Here is a 19,348-nt window from a genome sequence, read left to right on the forward strand (position 1 = left end):
GTGTGGTTCCTGGACCAGGAACCACACCCCCTGCGGCTTTCCGCGGCATCACGCGGCCTGTTGTCCGGCGGGGACCTCGGGCTCGTGCCGGTGTGTCATGCGGTGCCACCACGAACGGGGCCTGCCGCCGTTGCGGTAGAATTCCTGCACCCGGCGTGCGTCCTCGCGCAGCGCGGTCTGCCGGTAGTCCATCTCCGCCTTGATCGCCTCGGGCGTCCACTCCATCTGACTCACTCCTCAGTGCGTTTTCCGACAACGCCGAGGTTGCTCCTGAGGGGTCACTCCTCACATCGGACGATCACCCAGGACGTCGCCGCGGACCCCTTACACAGTCCCGCCGCACACGTGCGGCGGGTGCCCCGCGGCCGGGTAAGGGCGCTGCCGAACGGTGCAATCGGACACAGCGGACTTTCCTGATCACGGTCTGGTTTGCTTAGGTCTGCTGAGCTCCGCGAACGCAGGGCGGAGTCCTGGGGGACTTGGGGGAACAGAGGCATGCCCTTTTCCAGATCACGCGCGGCCGTGCTCGGCATCGCCGCGGCGATGCTGGCGGTACTGGTTCCGGGGGTGGCGCACGCACAACCACCCGGCAACGACGACTTCGACGCGGCAACGGTGATCACCACCCTGCCGTTCGCGGCCGACGGAGACGCGAACTCGGCCACGCGGGACGTCGACGATCCGACGTCGGACTGCAGCCACCGCGACGTGGCCCGCACCGTGTGGTTCCGCTACACGGCCACTGAGGACGGTTTTCTGCGGTTCGGCACCGGCGGCGACGGTGATGGCCTGCCCGTCACCGCCTACACCGGTGAACGTGGGGACCTGAGGCGTCCCGCGGGTGACAACTGCTCCTGGGACGGGTCGAGGCCGGCCACCCTGCGGGTCGAGGCGGGCACCACCTACCACCTGCTGGTCAACGACAACAACACGTCCGACCGGCCCTTCCGGCTGTCCGTCGAGCGCGTGGCCGTCCCCGCCAACGACGCGTTCGCCGACGCGACGGTCGTGACGTCACTGCCCTTCGGGCCCACCACGGAGCGGCCCGACCTCTCGGCAGCGTCCGCGGAGCCCGACGAACCCTTCGGCAGCTGCGCCTGGGAAGGTGCCGCTTCGGTCTGGTACCGCTACACGCCCCAGCAGAACCAGTTCCTGCTCGCCGAAACCGGGAACGCCTACCTCACGGTGTACGAGGGGACGGCGGTCGAGGACCTGCGTGCGCTCGCTTGTGCCAGCGGTGCCGACCTGAGCGGCCGAGTCGTCGAACTGACGGCCGGCAGGACCTATCACTTCCAGCTCGCCGGACAGGGACACAGCCTCGCCAGGATAGGGCTGTTCGACGCGCCCGAGCTGGGGACGTTCCTGGGGTACGCGCCCTACGGCGACCAGTCGATCCACGACAAGGCCACCACGTTCACCGTCAGCCACTCCAACGACTACGGCTCGTCGATCACCACCGAGTGGGACTTCGGTGACGGCACGACCCTGCCCGCGACCGGCGTCAAGGAACAGCAGCACCACTACGCCGCGGACGGCACGTACGCGGTGACCGTGCGGTCGAAGTCGGCCGACGGGCGCGTTGCCTCGGCCACGCAGAACGTCGTGGTCAAGACGCGCGATGTCGGCATCACGTCGTTCAAGACACCGGCGCTCACCATGCCGGGCAGGCCGGTGACGGTGACCGTCGGGCTCGCGAACCACCGGTACGCGGCGAGCCCGCGAGTCGAGTTCTACCGGAGCGACCAGGCCTTCGGGTGGAGGTTCATCGGCGAGAAGACCGTCCAGATGGCGGCGGACAGCACCACCGACGTCTCGGCCTCCCACCGGATCACCACCGAGGACGCGGCGGTCGGAAAGATCTCGTTCCGCGCCGTGGTGTACCTCTCGGACAGGGACTCCCGCCAGGACAACGAGGTCATCTCGATCCCGACCACCATCGACCTGGTCACCCCCGCCGCCGCGCACGACGCCGGCATCACGAAGTTCACCGCTCCGGCGACGGCCGCGGCCGGTGAGCAGAAGGCGATCACCGTGCAGGTGCGCAACGACGCGTTCGCCGAGCGGGCGGTCGTCACGTTCACCCGGCTGGACCGCCTCTCCTGGCTGCCGCTCGGAGAGCAGACCATCGACCTGCCCGCGTCCGCCACGATCAACGTCCCGTTCGCCTACACCTTCACCGCCGAGGACGCGCGGATCGGCAAGGTGGCGTTCCGCGCGACCGTGCGTTTGACGTCGTCTTCCGACACCCGAGCCGCGGGCAACGACGTGATCGCGGTGGCGACCACCGTCGGACCGTCGGCGACCGCCGCCGTCCTGAACTGATCTGGGGGGATCATGAGAAAGCTCCTGCGCGTTTCGCTCGCGGCTCTTGCCGCGGCCGTGATCGCGGCGCTCGCACCGGGTGTCGCGCTCGCGGCACCCGCCGGTGACGACTTCGACGCCGCGACCGAGATCACCGCGCTGCCCTTCACCGGCGCGCTCGACACCACCGGAGCCACCAAGGCGCCTGACGACCCGTACGTCTGCGGCCGCGTCGGAGAGTCGACCCTGTGGCTGCGCCACACCGCGCCGGCCGACGGGATCGTGCGGCTGCGGCTGCTCAGCGACCGCAAGTACGTGTCGTTCGCCGTGCTCACCGGGCAGCGCGGTGCGTTGACCGAGGTGCCCGGCTCCTGCGCGTCGTCGTCACCCGAGAGCACGTTCCACGTCACGGCGGGGACCACCTACTACGTCGTGGTGCGGGAAAGTGCTTCGTGGGAGAGCGGACCGCTCACGCTCAGCCTGCGCAAGCTGACGCCGGAGCCGAACGACAACCGTGCCTCAGCGAAGGTGACGACCCTGCCGGCCACGCACACCGGTGATCTGCGCCTGGCCGGCGCCGAACCCGGTGAGGTGCCGCCCAGTTGCAACACGCAGGCGACGCAGTCGGTCTGGTACCGCTACACGGCTACCCGCACCCGGTACGTGAGCGCGGGCAGCAGCTACGGCACGGTCAGCGTGCACCGCGCCACCGATCTGTCCGAACTGGACTGCTTCGCCGGTGTCGGGGACGCCGTGTTCGCCGCGACCGCGGGCGAGAACTACCTGATCCGCGTCGCCGACTCGCTGCAGAACGCCCGCGACTTCGAGCTCAAGATCGGTGCCGCGAGTCCGCTGGCCCCGCAGATCACCTGGGACGCCGGCCGGTACGGCCTCCCCGCGGCGGGCGACGAGGTGCGGTTCTCGGTGTACGCCGGTGACTCGCACCGACGGAAACTGGTGAGCGGCACCCTTTCGTTCGGTGACGGCACCTCGGTGCCGGTGCAGGGCGAGTACTACTCGCACCGCTACCAGCGGGACGGTGACTACGTGGTCACCGTGTCCGGTGCGACTGCTGACGGCCGCACCGGCACCGCGACGACGACGGTGCGGGTCGAGACGCACGACGTGGCGATCACCGGACTCACGGCGCCCGCCGGGTTCACGCCCGGCGAGACGAAGCAGATCGAGGTGGCGGCGACGAGCCGGGTGCGCACCGAGGAGGTCAAGGTCTGGTTCTACCGCGTCAACCCGGCCGGCGGGAACGACGAGCTGATGGGGAGCCTGACGCAGCAGGTCTCGCCGGGCGTCACCACGGAGTTCCCGTTCGCCTACACCTACACCGGCAAGGACGCGACCGACGGGCAGGTGACGTTCCGCGCCGTCGTCGCCCACACCGTCATCGGGACGAAGGACGCGAAGCCGGAGGACAACGAGGCACGGGCCACCTCGGTCCTGCGTCCGGCGCAGACCTGACGCCGGAAAGCGTGAAAGGCCGCAGGGGGTGTGGTTCCTGGACGAGAGGAACCGCACCCCCTGCGGCCACCCCCGGCATCAGGCAGCCCGTGGTCCGGCGGGAACCTCGGGCTCGTGCCGGTGTGTCATGCGGTGCCACCACGAGCGTGGCTTGCCGCCGTTGCGGTAGAACTCCTGCACCCGCCGTGCGTCTTCACGCAGCGCGGTCTGCCGGTAGTCCATCTCCGCCTTGATCGCCTCGGGCGTCCACTCCATCTGACTCACTCCTCAGTGCGTTTTCCGACAACGCTGAGGTTGCTCCTGAGGGGTCACCCCTCACATCGGACGATCACCCAGGGCGTCGGCGCGGAACCCCTTACCCGCGCCTGAGGCGCGGACGACGAAGCCCTCGTGCCGCGACCTGAGGGGTCGTGACACGAGGGCTTCCTCGCAGGCCGCGATCAGTTGGCCAGTGCGCTGCCTCCGGCCGCCGGGCGGACGGACGTGGTGGTGGCGCGGGCCTCGTTGTCGTCGCCCTTGTCGTCACCGCTCCAGCCGAAGCCGCTCACCTCGGCGCGCACCCGGAACGTCACCTGGCCCGCCGTCGCGTCCTCCTCGCGGTAGGAGTAGGCGAACGGGAACTCGGTCCATCCCTGCGCCGACGCCGCGACGCGCTGCGTGAGGCTGCCGATCGTCCGTTCCTGCTGGCCGTTCGCGCCGACGCGGTAGAGGGTGACGGTGACGTCCTCGTCAGTGCGGGTGTTCGCGATGGACACCTTGATCGGCTTGGTCTGGCCCGCCCGTGCCGAGGCCGGGACCGTCAGAGCCGCCACCGACACGTCGCGCGTCCTGACCTGCAACGTCCTCGTGTTCGTGGCGGTGCGGCCGTCGGCGACCGTGGCGGTCGTCGTGACCCGGTAGTCGCCGTCCCTGGTGAACCTGTGCACGACCCGTCCGCTGTCGGCGCGCAGGACGGTGCCGTCGCCGAGGTCGATCGTGGCGCTCGCCAGCGGCAGGGAGTTCAGGTCGCCGGCCCACACGCCGAGCGTGGTGTCGCTCAGCACGGTCGGCCGGTCCGGCCAGGTGGACAGGGAGGCGGTGATGGCCGGGGCGGTCCGGAACTGGACCTGGACCCTGTCGGTCACCGTCTCGGACGTGGCCGCCCTGATCAGGTAGGTCTCGTTCGCGGCGGCCGGGAACAGCGCCCTCGAGTACCGCTGCGCGCACGCCAGCTCGGCCGTCTCGCCCGCGCGGTGGACGCTGATCACGGTGCCCGAGACCTCGACGACCTTGGCCTGGGTGGGGGTGTAGCGGTACCAGACCGACCTGGTCGCCGTGGTGTCGCAGGTCGGCGGGGCCTCGCCCGGTTCGGCGGTGGCGAGGGTGAGGTCGGGCTGCTGGGTGCTCGGCACCTGCACCGCCGTCGCCGAAGCCTGGGCGTCGTTGGGTTCCGGCGCGGCCTGGCGCAGCGTGAACGACAGCGGGCCGCTGTACTGGTCGCTGTAGTCGACGACCATGAAGTAGTACGTGGTGCCTGCCTTGGCGTGCACCGTGTAGCCGCCGTCCTGGACGCACCCGTTCGGTTCGAGGCCGAGGGCGCCGCGCTGTCCTGTGTAGACGGCGAGCATCGAACCGAAGGCGCCCCTGCGGGCCGAGACCCGCAGCAGTCCGTCGTTCGGCGCGGTGTACTTCTGCCACACCGAGCCCTTGCCCCAGAAGTAGCAGGGGTTCGGGTCGTCGTCGGCCTTGGTCGAGCCGGTGGTGTCGAGGGTCGCGCTGTGCGGCAGCGCGGTGATCTCCGCGGCGGAGTCGAAGTCGTCACCGGCCGGTGCCGCGTGGGCCACGGCGGGTGCGAACACCGCGGCGACGGCGAGTGCGATGGCGGTCAAGCCTGCCCGTCTGAACATGTCTCCCCCTGGTCAGTTCGCGGTCGCGGACGCGGCGGTGGCGGCGGGACGGACGGTCGTGGCGGTCGAGATCGCCTCGTTGTCCAGCGGCAGCGCGTCGAAGGCCGGGTACGGCAGCGAGACGGTGGCGCGGAAGTTCGCCTTGCCCCTGACCGCGTCCTCCGCCGTGAAGGTGTAGGAGAACGGGAAGGTGACCTTGCGGATCGGGTGGGCCGGCACGTCGAGCGAGAGGGTGCCGATCGACTGCCACCCGTACTCACCCCACTTGTAGAGCGTGACCGTGGTGCCCTTCTCCAGGTAGCGGGTGTTCGACACCTGCACGTTGACCGGCTTCTGGTCGCCCGCCCGCGCCGATCCCGGCGTGGCGAGCTTCGCGATGCCGACGTCGTGCGTCTTCACCACGACGGGGGACGACGAGGTGGCGGTGCGGCCGTCCTCGGACGTCGCCTTGACCGTGACGGTGTAGCTGCCGTCCTTGGTGTAGCGGTGCGACTTCGCGGTGTCGGTGCTCGGCGGGAGGACCGTGCCGTCACCGAAGTCCCACTCCGTGCTGACCGGCTGGTTGTACTGGTTCTGGTGGTAGACCGAGAGGTTCACGTCCTGGAAGATCGACCGCTCGTCGAAGACGCGGGACAGGCTCGTCTGCAGCGGGGCCGCCTCCGACAGCCGCAGCGTCGCGTTGTCGGCCGAGAAGAAGCTGTACTGCAACTGCAGGCGGTACGTCCGGCCGGCGACGAACTGGAACGACCTGCCGTCGTAGTAGCTCGGGTTCACGCAGCCGAGGTTCCGCAGGTCGGTGAGGGACGAGCCCTCGTACACCCCGAGAACGGGACCGGAGTTGTTGATCTGGCCGTGGACCCACTGCGTCGTGGTCGGCGTGTAGGTGTACCAGACGGTCGGCGTGCCTTCGCGGACTCCGGTGCACGCCGGGGTCCACGGCTCGTCCGGCTCCGCGCTCGCCAGCGTGAAGTCCGGCTGCGGCGCGCTGAACGGCAGCGACGTCACCTGCTGCGCGTTCGCGAAGTCGTCGTTGGCCACGGGGGCCATCCGCTGCAGGGACATCTTGAAGGTGGCGCCGCGGCCGTCGTAGCCGTCGGCCGCCATGAAGTAGTAGGTCTGGCCGGCGGTCATGCGGAAGGTGAACGGGCCTCCGGGGCCGGAGCACCCGACGGACTGCAGCTCACCGCGGGTGCCGCTGAGCACCGACAGCTTCACGTCGAGGTCGCTGCCGTCGGTGGTGACGCGGTAGATGCCGTCCTCGGCGGCGGTGTGGTGGAACCAGACGGACCCCTCGGCCGGCCACTGCACGCAGTTCTTCGGGTCGTCGAGCGCCCTGGTCGCCTCGGTCCGGTCGACCTGCGTGGTGAACGGCAACGAGGTGATCGGCGTCGAGGCGTCGAAGTCGTCGTTGGCGGGTGGTGCCGCGTGCGCGACACCCGGTGTGATCATTCCCAGCGCGAGCGCGGCGACGACCGCGATCGATCTCCATGAAGGCATGCGAAAGTTCCCCCACGTTCCCCAGTACCCCCAAGCCCCCAGTGGCTGGAGGTTCCCCAGCACCTCAATCGCCTTGGGCGGGGTTTCGTTGCGCGTCCCCGCCCAAGTTGCGTCGTTCGGCCTAGCCGCTGAACCGCAGGGTGAGCACCTGGAACGGGCGCAGCGTCACGTCCGCCGAGGCGTCGGCCAGGGGGCGTTCGAGCAGGTCCGTCTCCTGGATCCGGCTGTGCGGGAAGGACGTGTTGAGCGACGCGTGGGCACGGCCGCCGTGCGCCTCGTAGAGCCGGACGACGACGTCGCCCGACCGGTCGTCGGCCAGCTTCACGGCCTCGATCCGCACCGCCGGGTTGTCCGTGCGCACCAGCGGTTCCGGCGCCTGCGATCCGCGGACGGTGCGCGGGGGCAGGTTGATCCGGTAGCCGGCGTCGATGGCGGCCGGCAGGTCCCCGATCACGAGGGCGTAGCGGAAGGAGTGCTCGCCCTGGTCGGTCTCGGGGTCGGGGAACCTCGGCGCGCGCAGCAGGGACAGCCGCACGGTCGTGGTGGTGCCGCCGTCGTCGCGGGTGGTGCGGGTGACCTCGTGGCCGTAGGTCGAGTCGTTGACCACCGCGACGCCGTAGGCGGGTTCTCCGACGTGCAGGAAGCGGTGGGCGCAGATCTCGAACTTCGCCGCCTCCCACGAGGTGTTGGTGTGCACCGGGCGGTGCAGGTGGCCGAACTGCGTCTCCGCCGTGGAGACCTCGGCGCGCAGGTCGAGCGGGAACGCGATCTTGAGCAGCTTCTCCCGTTCCTGCCAGTCGACCTCGGTCTCGAAGTCGACCTGCTTCGCGCCCTCGCGCAGCCGGATCGTCTGGGTGAGCACGGAGTTGCCGAACTTGGCCCTGACCACCACGCCGTCGGCGCCGTCGATCCGTTCGGACGGGATCAGGTCTGCCTTCCAGTTGCGGTAGAACGGGTCGATGTCCCAGGCGTCCCACTGGTTCGGGTTGTCGCGGTGCAGCTGCGGCATGCCCGCGAACCCGTGCGGGGGCAGGACCTCGCGGTCCTGCTCGAGGTCGAGGATCGACGTGACGATGCCCTCGGCGTCGATCGTGACGCGCAGCCTGCCGTTGTCCAGCACGCCGTTCACCGGGGTGGCGAACGGTTCCGGGGCGTCGCCGCCGAGCACGTCGAACGTCAGCGGGTCGTCGCCGTCGCCCTTCAGCGCGTCGATGGCACTGGTCGTGAGCGCCTTCAGCTCCGACGCCACGCGCGCGTAGGTGGCCTCGGCCTCGCGGTGCACCCAGGCGATCGAGCTGCCGGGCAGGATGTCGTGGAACTGGTGCAGCAGCACGGTCTTCCACAACCGGTCGAGGTCCTCGTACGGGTAGCCGGCGCCCTGGAGCGCGGCCGCGGTGGCCCAGTGCTCGGCCTCGCGCAGCAGGTGTTCGCTGCGGCGGTTGCCCTGCTTGGTCTTGGCCTGCGTGGTGTAGGTGGCGCGGTGCTTCTCGAGGTACAGCTCGCCCGCCCACACCGGCGCGTCCGGGTACTCGTCCTGTGCGGCCTGGAAGAAGTCGCGCGGCGGTTCGACCTTGACCGTCGGCGAGCCTTCGAGGTTCGCCACGCGGTGGGCGGTCTCCATCATCTCGCGGGTGGGGCCGCCACCGCCGTCGCCGTAGCCGAACGGGACGAGCGACCGCGAGGCCTTGGCGTGCTCGGCGAACTGGCGGGAGGCGCGGGCGAGCTCCTCACCGGACAATGACGAGTTGTAGGTGTCGACGGGCGGGAAGTGCGTGAAGATCCGCGTGCCGTCGATGCCCTCCCACCAGAACGTGTGGTGCGGGAACTTGTTGATCTGGTTCCACGACAGCTTCTGGGTGAGGAACCAGCGCGAGCCGCTCAGCTTGATCAGCTGGGGGAGCGCGGCGCTGTAGCCGAACGAGTCGGGCAGCCAGACCTCCTCGGTCTCGACGCCGAAGTTGTCCAGGAAGAAGCGCTTGCCGTGCACGAGCTGGCGGGCCATCGCCTCGCCGCCCGGCATGTTCGTGTCCGACTCGACCCACATGCCGCCGACCGGCACGAACTGTCCACTCCGGACCTTCTCGCGGACGCGGTCCCAGACGTGCGGGTGGTGCTCCTGCATCCACGCGTACTGCTGCGCCTGCGAGCAGGCGAAGTAGAAGTCCGGGTACTCGTCCATCAGCTTGGTGACGTTCGAGAACGTGCGGGCGCACTTGCGGACGGTCTCCCGCAGCGGCCAGAGCCAGGCGCTGTCGATGTGCGCGTGGCCGATCGCGGAGACCTTGTGCGCGGAGGCGTTGGCGGGCAACGTGAGCACGCCCGCCAGCTCCTCGCGCGCGAGATCGGCGGTCGCGGCGACCTCGTTGAGGTCCAGCGCGTCCATCGCCCGGTCCAGCGCGTGCAGGATCTTGTGCCGGCGCGGGTCGTGCTCCTGGAGCTCCTTCATGAGCGACTGGAGCACCTCGATGTCGAGCATGAGGTGCCAGACCTGCGGCTGGAACACCGCGAGCTCGGCCTTGAGGATCTTGTACAACGGCTCGGTGCCGGCCGTTTCCTTGTCGCCCAGCGGGGTCGGCAGGAACGGGTGGAAGTCGAGGATCGTCGGGTTGCCCGCGGCCTCCAGGTAGAACAGCACCTCGCGGCCGTCGACGGGCAGGTAGGTGTTGCGCGGCTCGATGCCCTTGATGGGCACGCCGTCCGCGCCGTAGGCGAGGCCCTCGGACTGGAAACCGGGGCCGGGGTGGGTGAAGCCGAGGTCCAGCACGACCTCGACCTGCTTGCCCTCCCACGCCTCCGGGACGCTGCCGGTGAGCCGGAACCAGCTGGTGCTCCACGGTGCGCCCCAGTCGTCGCCGACCTGCGCGGGCTCGTAGGTGGCCGCCAGGGCTTCGGCGACCGGCACGGGCTCGTCGGGCACGGTCCACACGGCCAGTTCGAGCGGCGCGGTCTCGCCGTAGACGGCCGGGCGGATGCGTTCCTTCAGCGTGCGGTTGAGTCGTTCTTCCAGCAGCGCGCGTTCGTCGTGCACGTGTTCACCCCAGCTCGATCGAAGCCCGCACGCCGTCCCGCGCGAGGCTCATCCACTCTTCGAAGAAAGCGCCGCCCGGACCCCACGCGGGCCGGTTGCCGTGCAGCGTGATCGGCGTGCGCGCGACCGGCTCGTGCACTGCCTCGCGCACGATCCGGGCGATCGCCTCGCCGAGCGGCTTGACCTTGCGTTCCGTCGTCAACAACCCCAACTCGTACTCGCGTTCGGGGAAGTCCACCAACGCACGGTCGACGTCGTGCGAGCACCACCAGGTGACGCCCCACAGATTCGAGCAGGTCAGCACGTTCGCAAGCGTTTGCTCGGCGAACCGCGGCGCCTGCTCGGCGGTGATCTCCGGCTGGGCCGCCCCGACCTCCTGCAGCCACACCGGCCGTTCGGGGTCCTTGGCGTGCGCCTTGGCCAGTTCGACCAGGTACTCGGCGTGGTGGACGCTCTCCGCGGACATGGGGCCATAGCGCTGCGCGGTGCCGTTGAAGACCCACGAGTGCACGGTCGTCATCGCGCCCTTGTTGGCCGCGTGCTCCGGCAGGAACGCGTGCTCGCTCTCGTACCAGACGGCGTCGTACTCGGAGTGGACGTGCAGGCGGCCGGGCGCCGACCGTTCGCACTCGGCGAGCAGCGCGTCGATCCACTCGCCGGCCTGTTCGGGCGTGCAGGGGTTCGACTCGGTGAGCAGGTTGACCTCGTTGCCCAGGGTGAACCCGAGGAAGTTCGGCTTGTCCCGCAGGGCCTCGGCGAGCGTGCGGACGTAGAAGCGCTGCCCGTCGATCACGTCGTGGTCGGTGAAGATGTTGCGGCGGTGCCAGGTCTGCACCCACGACGGGTAGAAGTCGAAGCTCGACAGGTGGCCCTGCAGGACGTCGACCTGGACGTCGAGGCCGCAGTCGTGCGCGGCGTCGAGCATCTGCGCGAGCTGGTCGACGGCCCGGTGCCGGACGAGTCCCCGGTTGGGCTGGAACACCGGCCACAGCGGGAACACCCGCACGTGGTCGAGGCCCAGGCCCGCGATGGACTCGAAGTCGGCTTTGACGTCGTCGAGGGAGAAGTCGAGCCAGTGGTGAAACCAGCCTTGGGAAGGTGTGTAGTTCACGCCGAAACGCAAGGTTGAGCTCCTCGGGGTGTCAGCCCTTGATCGCGCCTTCTCCCACTCCGCGGAAGAAGTGCTTCTGCAGCAACAGGAACAGCAGGATGAGCGGGACGACGGCGATGATCGTGCCCGCCGCCACCAGCCGCTGGTTCTGCACGAACGTGCCCTGGAGGTACGCCAGGCCGATGGTGAGCGTGTACTTCTCCTGGTCGCTCAGCACGATGAGCGGCCACAGGAAGTCGTCCCAGCTGAACATGAACGAGAACAGCGCCACCACGACCAGCGTGCCCTTGACCGACGGCAGCGCGAGGCGGGTGAAGCGCTGCCACGCGTTGGCGCCGTCGATGATCGCGGCCTCCTCGACTTCGGCGGGGAGTGCGAGGAACGCGTTGCGCAGCAACAGGACGTTGAGCGCGGCGATCGCGCCGGGCAGCACGACGCCGGTGAGCGTGTTGGTGAGGCCGAACCCGCGCATCACCAGGAACAGCGAGATCATGATCGCCTCGAACGGCACCAGGATGCTGCTCGCGAAGACCACCGCGGCGAACCGGCGGCCGCGGAACCTGAGGCGGGCCAGGGCGTAGCCGGCCATGGCCGCGCCCAGGCAGTTCGTGACGACGTTGACGCTCGCGACCGCCAGCGAGTTGAGCGCGAAGTTCCACACCGGCACCACGTCCGCCACGGCGGCGTAGTTGGCGAACGTCGGGTCGTCGGGGATGAAGTCGGGCACGAACACGTCCTCGTCCGGACCCTTGATGCTCGTGGCGAACTGCCACAGGAACGGGCCGATGCTGATCGCGAGGACGGCGAGCAGCCCGGCGTAGCGCAGTGCCAGGAAGACGTGGGCGCGCTTCACAGTTGATCCTCCCTGCGGTTGAGCTTCAGGGTGATCAGCAGCAGGCCCAGCAGGATCACGAACAGCACGACGCTGAGCGCGGAGGCGTACCCGACCTCGCCGGTGAGGCCGCGGCCGACCGACTGGATGAGCATCACCAGCGTGGTGCTCGCCCCGCCCGGCCCGCCGGTGCCGCCCGACAGCAGGTAGATCTCGGAGAACACGCGGAACCCGTTGACCGCGCTCAGCGCCGCGACCAGCACCATCGTGGGCCGCAGGCTGGGCACGGTGACCGACCAGAACCTCCTGACCGGTCCCGCGCCGTCGACCATCGCGGCCTCGTGCAGGTCCTTCGGCACGTTGGCCAGCGCGGCCAGGTAGATGACCATGTAGTAGCCCAGGCCGCGCCAGACCGTCACCACCATCGAGCTGATCAGCAGCAGCGTCGAGTCCGTCAGGAACCCGATCCTGCTGCCGCCCAACGCTTCCACCACGCTGTTCACCAGGCCGCGGCTGTCGAGCAGCCACGTCCAGATGAGCCCGACCACGACCGTGGACGCGATCACCGGCGTGAAGAACGCCGTCCGGAAGATCCCGATGCCCGGCACCATCTTCTGCACCAGCATCGCGATCAGCAGCGGCAACAGCACCAGCGGCGGGACGACGCCCGCCATGTAGAGAGCGCTGTTGCGTGCCGCGGCCCAGAACTTGGGGTCCTGGACCATCCGCACGAAGTTGTCCGCACCGGTGAACTGGCCGCCGCCCAGCGCGCTCGCGTCGGTGAACGCGAGCACGATCATGTTGAGGAACGGGAAGATGACGAACAGGCCGCAGACGACCAGTCCTGGGGCCAGGAACAGCCACGGTGTGTACGGGCGGTGGGTCATGGCGCCTACTTCAGGAGCCGGTTGCACTCGGCGACGGCGTCGTCCAGCGCCTGCTTCGGCGACTTCTTGCCGAGCATGGCGTCGGCCAGCTGCTGCAGCAGTGCCTCGCGCATCTGGTCGCTGAACTGGACGGGCGTGTAGTTCACCGCGGTCTTGAGCTGCTTGGCCGCGGCGACCCGGACCCGTGCCTCGTCCGTGCCGTCCTCGGTGGTGAAGTACGGGTCGTCGCCGCCTTTGGAGGTGCTCGGGAAGATCGAGGCGAGCTTGGCGAACTTCACCTGGTTCTCGGCGTTGGTGGCGAACCGGCCGAACGCCAGCGCCGTCGCCTGGTTCTTGCTGCTCTTCGGCACGCTCATGCCGTGCAGGAACATGTTGGCGCTGCCCGTGTTCGTGATGGGCGTGGTGATGCCGACGTTCGCGTAGAGGCTGGGCGCGTCGGTCTTGAACTTGCCGAGGTCGTACGCGCTGCCGGGGTTCATCGCCGTCTGCTGCGCCATGAACTTGGCGCCGGCGCCGGTGTAGTTCTGCGTGAGCGCCTCGGGGATGAGCGCGCCCGCGTCGTACATCCGCTTGTAGAACTCGACGAACTCGACGCCCTTGGGCTCGTTGAAGGTGAACTTGTCGCTGTCGAAGAGCTTCACGCCGTAGAGGCCGAAGTCGGCGATGCTCGGGGTCTGGCCGAGGATCGCGACCTTCTTCTCGGCGAGCTTGAGCGCCGTGGTCTCCAGCTCCCTGAAGTCCTTCGGGGGCTTCTCGGGGTCCAGGCCCGCCTGCGTGAAGAGGGCCTTGTTGTAGAAGATCGGGCCGGTGTTGAGGTACCAGGGGAAGCCGTAGCAGCCGCCCTTGCCGGGGATCTCGAACGCCTGCCAGGCGTTGTCGAGGTACTCGGGTTTGGCGTCCTTGAGGCTCTCGTTCAGGTCCACCAGCTGTCCGGCCTTGGCGAGCGGGAAGCTGAGGTCCGGTGGCACGTTGATGACGTCGGGAAGACTCCCCGCGCTCGCGTCCGCCATGACCTTCTGCAGGTACCCGTCCGCGGGCTGGTCGACCCACTTCACGGTCGTGCCCTGGTGCTGCTTCTGGAACGCGTCGATGACACCGTTGACGTAGTCGGTGTACTTGGGTTTGAGAGACCAGGTCTGGAACGTGATCTCGCCCGTGACCTGCCCGTTCGTGGCCGTGTTGGTGCTGGACGTGCCGGACAGACCGCATCCCGCCACGGGCACCGCCGCCAGGCCCGCGAGGAACGTGCGCCTCTTCATTGACACCCACCTCCTTGGTCGCGGACCCTAGCTAAACCGGTTTATCTCCGGCTAGCCTCCGAACGTCTTGTTGTCTCGTTCCGGACAGGGTGCCGTGCTGTGAAGAGGCCGACCATCAAGGACATCGCCGCCGCGGCGGGCGTCTCCAAGGGCGCCGTCTCGCTGGCGCTGAACGGCCGCGCGGGCGTCTCGGAGTCGACCCGCGCCCGCGTGCTGGAGGTGGCGTCCTCACTGGGCTACCGCCCGTCCGTCACGGCGCGGGCCCTGTCCTCCGCCTCGGCCGACGCGGTCGGGCTGGTGCTGGCCCGCCCGCCACGCGCGCTGGGCGACGAGGCCTTCTTCTTCCAGCTGATCGCCGGCATGCAGTCGGAGATGTCGTGCGCCCTGCTGCTGCAGGTGGTCGCCTCCCGCGAGGAGGAGATCGCGCTGTACCAGCGGTGGTGGGCCGAGCACCGGGTCGACGGGGTCTTCCTGGTGGATCTCCTGGTCGCGGATCCGCGCGTGGAGCTGATGTCCTCGCTCGGGCTGCCGGCCGTCGTCGTGGGTGGTGCCGGGCACCACGGCTCGCTGGCTTCCGTGTGGGCCGACGACTACGCGGCCATGACCTCGGTGGTGGAGCACCTGAAGTCGTTGGGGCACCGGCGGATCGCCCGGGTCGCCGGGCTGTCGTCGTTGCTGCACACGGTCCGGCGCGACGCCGCGTTCGCTTCGTCCGTTGTGGACGGTGTGGTGGTGCCGGGGGACTACACCGCCGAGTCCGGGGCGGTTGCCACCCGTGCGCTGCTGGAGTCCGCTGCGCCGCCGACCGCGATCGTCTACGACAACGACGTGATGGCGGTGGCCGGGGCGGAGGTGGCCGCGTCGCTCGGGGTCGCGGTGCCCGCGGAGCTGTCGATCATCGCCTGGGACGACTCGGTGCTGTGCCAGCACGGGCGGCTGACGGCGTTGTCGCGGGACACGTTCGCGTTCGGGGCTCGGGCGGCCCGGGCCCTGACCGCGGTCATCGAAGGTGCGTTGCCGACCGACGTCGAGGACGTGCTGCCGGAGCTGGTGGTGCGAGGGAGCTCCGGGGTGGCGCCGGGTCCGTAGGTCTGGGGTCGCCTTGGGCGCAAAGACTTGAGACGAGCGTGGTCGAGTCATCGCCGCTGGCGCGTCGATAGAGATCGGGGCTTGACTTCGGGGCCCTTGCGAGGTGCTGGTCGGCCGGAAAAGGCCGGGCTGAAAAGCGCCCGGCCGATCCGTGAGGGGTAGCACCTCGCACCCAAAGTCAAGCCCCGATCTCCAGCGTGCGTGGCTGAGTTGGCACCGCACGTCACCGCACCGCTTCGACGATGCGCGCGGTCGTCCGGGCTCGCCTCCGGCTTCGCGTGGGGGAGGCGTCGTCGTCAGGTCAGGGACGCGACCTGGTCGCTCACCACCTGCGCCGCGGCCGACACGAGAGCCGTCACAGCCGGGTTCGTCGAGTTGTCCTGGCGCCAGCCGAACTGCGTGTACACGCGGAACGTCGGGGACCAGGGCAAGCGGACCAACCTGCCGTCGGACAGTTCGGCGGACACGGTCACCTCCGGCATCAGGGCGATGCCCAGGCCTGAGGCCACCGCTCTCTTGGCGGCGTCCACCGAGTCGAGTTCGAGCACCGGGGCCCTCGTGTCGTCGTAGCCGAGGGAGTGCTCGAAGAGCTCGTGGTAGCTGGCGCCGTTCTCGGCCCTGATCAGGGTGCTGCTCGTGAGGTCGTCCTCGGCCAGCGACTGGCGCTGGGTGAGCATGTGGTTCGGGCCCGCGACCATCACGAGCGGCTCCGGGCAGAGCACCGTCGTCTCGAGGCCCTCGCGGGGTTCGATGGCGCCGATGAAGAAGGCGCAGTCCAGCTGGCCGTCCCGGACCGAGTTCAGGTTGTTCAACGCGTTGCGCGAGTGCAACGAGAGTTGGACCGACGGGTAGCGCCAGCACATGTATTCGATGAGCGGTAGCAGACGGTAGTCGGTCAGGCTCTGTGCGGAACCGATGACGAGTTTGCCGTGCGGCTCGCCGTTCATCGTGATGGCTTTTCGAGCCTTTTCGGTGAGGTTGATGATGTTTCGCGCGAACGGGAGTAGTTCCACGCCTGCGGACGTCATCTGGATACCTCGGGGGAGGCGCCGGAAAAGGACGACCCCGAGGGCCTCCTCGAGCGCCTTGATGCGGGTGGTGATGGTCGGCTGCGAGCAGTTGAGCGTGGCAGCGGCCTTGGTGAAGCTCCCTGTCTGAACCACGGTCGTGAACGCGAGAAGCTGGCGTGTCTCCATCAGGCGGATCCTCGGGGTAAAACGGTGCGACGACTTTTTCTCGTTCGTTCCCGTGGTCCTGTTACGGATGGTGCGGGAGCAGTAACGCTACCTGCCCGCTGAGCAGGGACGATTGGTGCTTATGGAGTCATCTTGATCGGTCGCGAAAGGCTGTTTCGGCCGAAAGAGTGAAATCGTGGAGAGCGTTTTGACGGGCCGTAGCGGGGCGACTCGTTTCAGTTATGTGGTTCGCAAGACGAACAAAAAACGCCGCCCCGGGAGTGCGGGACGGCGCTTCTGAGGGCGGTGTCAGCAGGAGACGGCGACCGCGCCTGCCAGGACCTTGATCTCGGTCGTGCCGGACTGCCCGTGGATCTTCAGCGTGATCTCGTGACCGCTCTGGCGGACGAAGGTGCGGCCCGCGTACTTCTGGAACGGCGCGTGAGCGGTGAGCTGAGCGGCGGTGGACACCGGCTTCACCTCCACCGAGATGTCGGACTTGGTCGTGTCGGTCGCGGACGTGGCGGGCGTGACGCTCTCGGCGCGGGCGACGGTGTTCCGATCCGCCTCGTAGAGCTCGCCGTCCAGCTTGCGCACGAAGACGCGCGGGCCGTCCAGCGGGACGTCGACGAACTCACCGCAGTTCACGCTCCGCTTCGGGAGCTTCACCACGAGGAACGGGACGTCGAACTGGTTCTGGTCGATGATCGAGAGGAAGCCACCGGCGCTCGCGAGGACGTTGTCGCCGTCGACCCCGGCCCTGGCCGCGAAGTCCTGCCGGGGCAGGCCCGCGCCCAGCTTCTCGTCGGACAGGTGGACGGACCAGCCGGGGTGCGCGGGCGTGCGGCCCGACTCGTGCGACGGCACCACCCAGTTCTGGTTCTCGATCGTGACCGACTCCTGCCCGCCGGCGTAGCTGTAGCCGACGGCGGTCGCCTCCCGCGGGCCCGCAGCAGGCGGCTGACGTGCGGCGGCCGCCGCCTGACGGGCCGCGGTCGCGGCGATGGGCGCGGCGGCCGGCTGCTGCGGGTCGGCCGCCTGGGCGCCCGCCGAGGTCGTCAGGCCGAGCAGCACTGCGGTCGCGGCCGTCGCGGCCAGAGCTCTGGAACGCTTGTGCGCCATCGTGATCCCCCAGGTTCGTCGGTTGGCGGGTCGGGTCCCGCCGCCGGGAACTCAACCGGGGTGCGCTGACGCCGCGCTGACGTGCCGATCACGCGGACCGGGCGGAGAGGGGCGAGCATGCTCGAAGAAGTTCTGGACGTGCGCGTCCCCCAGGATCGCCTTGTCGAAGGCCCAAAGCGGGGTGGCGGCGGTCACAGCGCGGGTCTCGCCTAGACTCGCTGGGAATCCGGGCGTCCCGAGTGGCGGTACCGGCTGTCTTGCACGTTCTTGTTCGTATCGAGGAGTCCACGTTGAAGAGCACCGTCGAGCACCTGAGCCCGACGAGGGTCCGGATCAACGTCGAGGTGCCGTTCGACGAGCTCAAGTCGAACTTCGACCAGGCGTACCGGAAGCTCGCGAAGCAGGTCCGCATCCCCGGTTTCCGTCCGGGCAAGGCCCCCGCGAAGGTCCTGGAGAACCGCATCGGCCGCGCCCCGGTGCTGGACGAGGTCATCCAGGAGGCCATCCCGGCCAAGTACCTGGAGGCGGTCAACGCCGGCGAGGTGCGCACGCTCGGCCGTCCGGACTTCGAGGTCACGAAGATCGAGGACGGTCAGACGCTCGAGTTCACCGCCGAGGTCGACGTCCGCCCCGAGATCACCGTGCCGGCGTTCGGCGAGCTCGCCGTGACCGTTGACGAGCAGGAGGTCACCGACGAGGACGTGGCCACCCAGCTCGACGAGCTGCGCGCCCGCTTCGGCACGCTGACCGGCGTCACCCGCCCGGTCGAGACCGGCGACTTCGTCATCGTCGACCTGTCGGCCACCGTCGACGGCGCCGAGGTCGAGGAGGCGCGCACCAGCGGCCTGTCCTACGAGGTCGGCTCCGGCCAGCTCGTCGAGGGCATCGACGACGCGCTCGTCGGCGCGTCCGAGGGCGAGTCCAAGACCTTCACCACCACGCTCGTCGCCGGTGAGCACGAGGGCCGCGAGGCCGAGGTCACCGTCGTGCTGAGCTCGGTCAAGGAGCGTCAGCTGCCCGAGCTCGACGACGAGTTCGCGCAGCTCGCCAGCGAGTTCGACACGCTGGAGGAGCTCAAGGCCGACCTGCAGACCCGCCTCGGCCGCGTCAAGAAGATGCAGCAGGGCGTCCAGGCCCGCGACAAGGTCCTCGAGGCGCTGCTGGAGACCACCGAGGTCCCGCTGCCCGAGGGCATCGTCCAGGGCGAGATCGACGCGCGGAAGCACGACGCCGTGCACGCCTTCGACCACGACGACGCGAAGTTCGCCGCGTGGCTGACCGAGCAGGGCCAGACGGAGGAGGAGTTCGACACCGAGCTCCGCACCGCCGCCGAGCAGGCCGTGAAGACGCAGCTCGTGCTCGACTCGATCGCCGACGCCGAGCAGGTCACGGTGTCCGACGGCGAGCTGACCGAGCGGATCATCTACCAGGCCCAGCGCTTCGGCATCAGCCCGGACGAGTACGTCAAGCGCGCGCAGCAGTCCGGCCAGCTCGGCGCGATCTTCGCCGACGTCCGCCGGGGCAAGGCGCTCGCGAGCGTCGTGCGCCAGGCTGAGGTGTCCGACACCAGCGGCACCAAGCTCGACCTCGACGAGCTCTTCGGCGAGACCAAGTCCGATGAGGACGGCCAGGAGTAAAGCTCATAGCGAACGCGGGCGGTGTCGGGCATCTGACGCCGCCCGCCTTCG

Annotated in this window: 15 protein-coding genes; 4 read left to right on the forward strand and 11 right to left on the reverse strand. The window is 69.2% G+C overall.

What is annotated here, in order from left to right; translation table 11 throughout:
* Positions 1-48 precede the first annotated feature (48 nt).
* The gene (locus ACFWNN_RS35945) at positions 49-225 is read right to left on the reverse strand and encodes a hypothetical protein (RefSeq protein ID WP_382444412.1); all 177 of its coding nucleotides are present in this window, start codon (positions 223-225) and stop codon (positions 49-51) included.
* Between the two features lie 270 nt (positions 226-495).
* Between ACFWNN_RS35945 and ACFWNN_RS35950 the strand changes: the two genes are divergently transcribed.
* Together ACFWNN_RS35950 and ACFWNN_RS35955 are read left to right on the forward strand one after the other, a co-directional pair.
* A complete protein-coding gene (locus tag ACFWNN_RS35950; RefSeq protein WP_382444413.1) occupies positions 496-2,322 on the forward strand; it encodes a PKD domain-containing protein in 1,827 nt (608 codons plus the stop codon).
* A 12-nt stretch (positions 2,323-2,334) separates the two neighbouring features.
* The gene (locus tag ACFWNN_RS35955; RefSeq protein WP_382444414.1) at positions 2,335-3,774 is read left to right on the forward strand and encodes a PKD domain-containing protein; all 1,440 of its coding nucleotides are present in this window, start codon (positions 2,335-2,337) and stop codon (positions 3,772-3,774) included.
* 78 nt (positions 3,775-3,852) lie between these two features.
* Here the strand turns inward: ACFWNN_RS35955 and ACFWNN_RS35960 are convergent, their stop codons facing one another.
* The 8 genes from ACFWNN_RS35960 to ACFWNN_RS35995 all read right to left on the reverse strand — a co-directional run bounded on the left by ACFWNN_RS35960 (position 3,853) and on the right by ACFWNN_RS35995 (position 14,274).
* Complete coding sequence (locus tag ACFWNN_RS35960) at positions 3,853-4,029, reverse strand: hypothetical protein (protein WP_382444415.1); 177 nt, start codon at positions 4,027-4,029, stop codon at positions 3,853-3,855.
* Between the two features lie 185 nt (positions 4,030-4,214).
* A complete protein-coding gene (locus ACFWNN_RS35965) occupies positions 4,215-5,660 on the reverse strand; it encodes a PKD domain-containing protein (RefSeq protein WP_382444416.1) in 1,446 nt (481 codons plus the stop codon).
* 12 nt (positions 5,661-5,672) lie between these two features.
* Positions 5,673-7,157 (reverse strand): PKD domain-containing protein, encoded by a 1,485-nt coding sequence (locus tag ACFWNN_RS35970; protein WP_382444417.1) that lies wholly within the window; start codon positions 7,155-7,157, stop codon positions 5,673-5,675.
* 121 nt (positions 7,158-7,278) lie between these two features.
* Positions 7,279-10,185, reverse strand: coding sequence for an alpha-mannosidase (locus tag ACFWNN_RS35975; protein WP_382444418.1), 2,907 nt, complete (start codon positions 10,183-10,185; stop codon positions 7,279-7,281).
* Between the two features lie 4 nt (positions 10,186-10,189).
* Positions 10,190-11,296: a glycosyl hydrolase gene (locus tag ACFWNN_RS35980; RefSeq protein WP_382444419.1), complete on the reverse strand. Its 1,107-nt coding sequence runs from the start codon at positions 11,294-11,296 to the stop codon at positions 10,190-10,192.
* Positions 11,297-11,327: 31 nt separating this feature from the next.
* Positions 11,328-12,149, reverse strand: a complete 822-nt coding sequence (locus ACFWNN_RS35985; protein ID WP_382444420.1) for a carbohydrate ABC transporter permease — start codon at positions 12,147-12,149, stop codon at positions 11,328-11,330.
* Positions 12,146-13,015: a carbohydrate ABC transporter permease gene (locus tag ACFWNN_RS35990; RefSeq protein ID WP_382444421.1), complete on the reverse strand. Its 870-nt coding sequence runs from the start codon at positions 13,013-13,015 to the stop codon at positions 12,146-12,148. Before ACFWNN_RS35990 ends, ACFWNN_RS35985 begins: the two co-directional genes overlap by 4 nt.
* 5 nt (positions 13,016-13,020) lie before the next feature.
* Positions 13,021-14,274: an ABC transporter substrate-binding protein gene (locus ACFWNN_RS35995; RefSeq protein WP_382444422.1), complete on the reverse strand. Its 1,254-nt coding sequence runs from the start codon at positions 14,272-14,274 to the stop codon at positions 13,021-13,023.
* A 99-nt stretch (positions 14,275-14,373) separates the two neighbouring features.
* Here ACFWNN_RS35995 and ACFWNN_RS36000 point away from each other — a divergent pair, with 99 nt between their 5' ends.
* Positions 14,374-15,363: a LacI family DNA-binding transcriptional regulator gene (locus ACFWNN_RS36000; RefSeq protein WP_382444423.1), complete on the forward strand. Its 990-nt coding sequence runs from the start codon at positions 14,374-14,376 to the stop codon at positions 15,361-15,363.
* Between the two features lie 296 nt (positions 15,364-15,659).
* Here ACFWNN_RS36000 and ACFWNN_RS36005 read toward each other — a convergent pair whose 3' ends face one another.
* Positions 15,660-16,559 carry a LysR family transcriptional regulator gene (locus ACFWNN_RS36005; RefSeq protein ID WP_382444424.1) on the reverse strand — a complete coding sequence of 300 codons (900 nt, stop codon included), beginning with the start codon at positions 16,557-16,559 and terminating at the stop codon, positions 15,660-15,662.
* 288 nt (positions 16,560-16,847) lie between these two features.
* Complete coding sequence (locus ACFWNN_RS36010) at positions 16,848-17,660, reverse strand: hypothetical protein (RefSeq protein WP_382444425.1); 813 nt, start codon at positions 17,658-17,660, stop codon at positions 16,848-16,850.
* A 290-nt stretch (positions 17,661-17,950) separates the two neighbouring features.
* Between ACFWNN_RS36010 and tig the strand changes: the two genes are divergently transcribed.
* Entirely contained in the window at positions 17,951-19,297 is a 1,347-nt protein-coding gene (tig, locus tag ACFWNN_RS36015; RefSeq protein WP_382444426.1) for a trigger factor, read from the forward strand.
* The last annotated feature ends 51 nt before the right edge of the window (positions 19,298-19,348 follow it).

This window comes from Lentzea sp. NPDC058450 (assembly GCF_042721395.1).
Classification (GTDB): Bacteria; Actinomycetota; Actinomycetes; order Mycobacteriales; family Pseudonocardiaceae; genus Lentzea.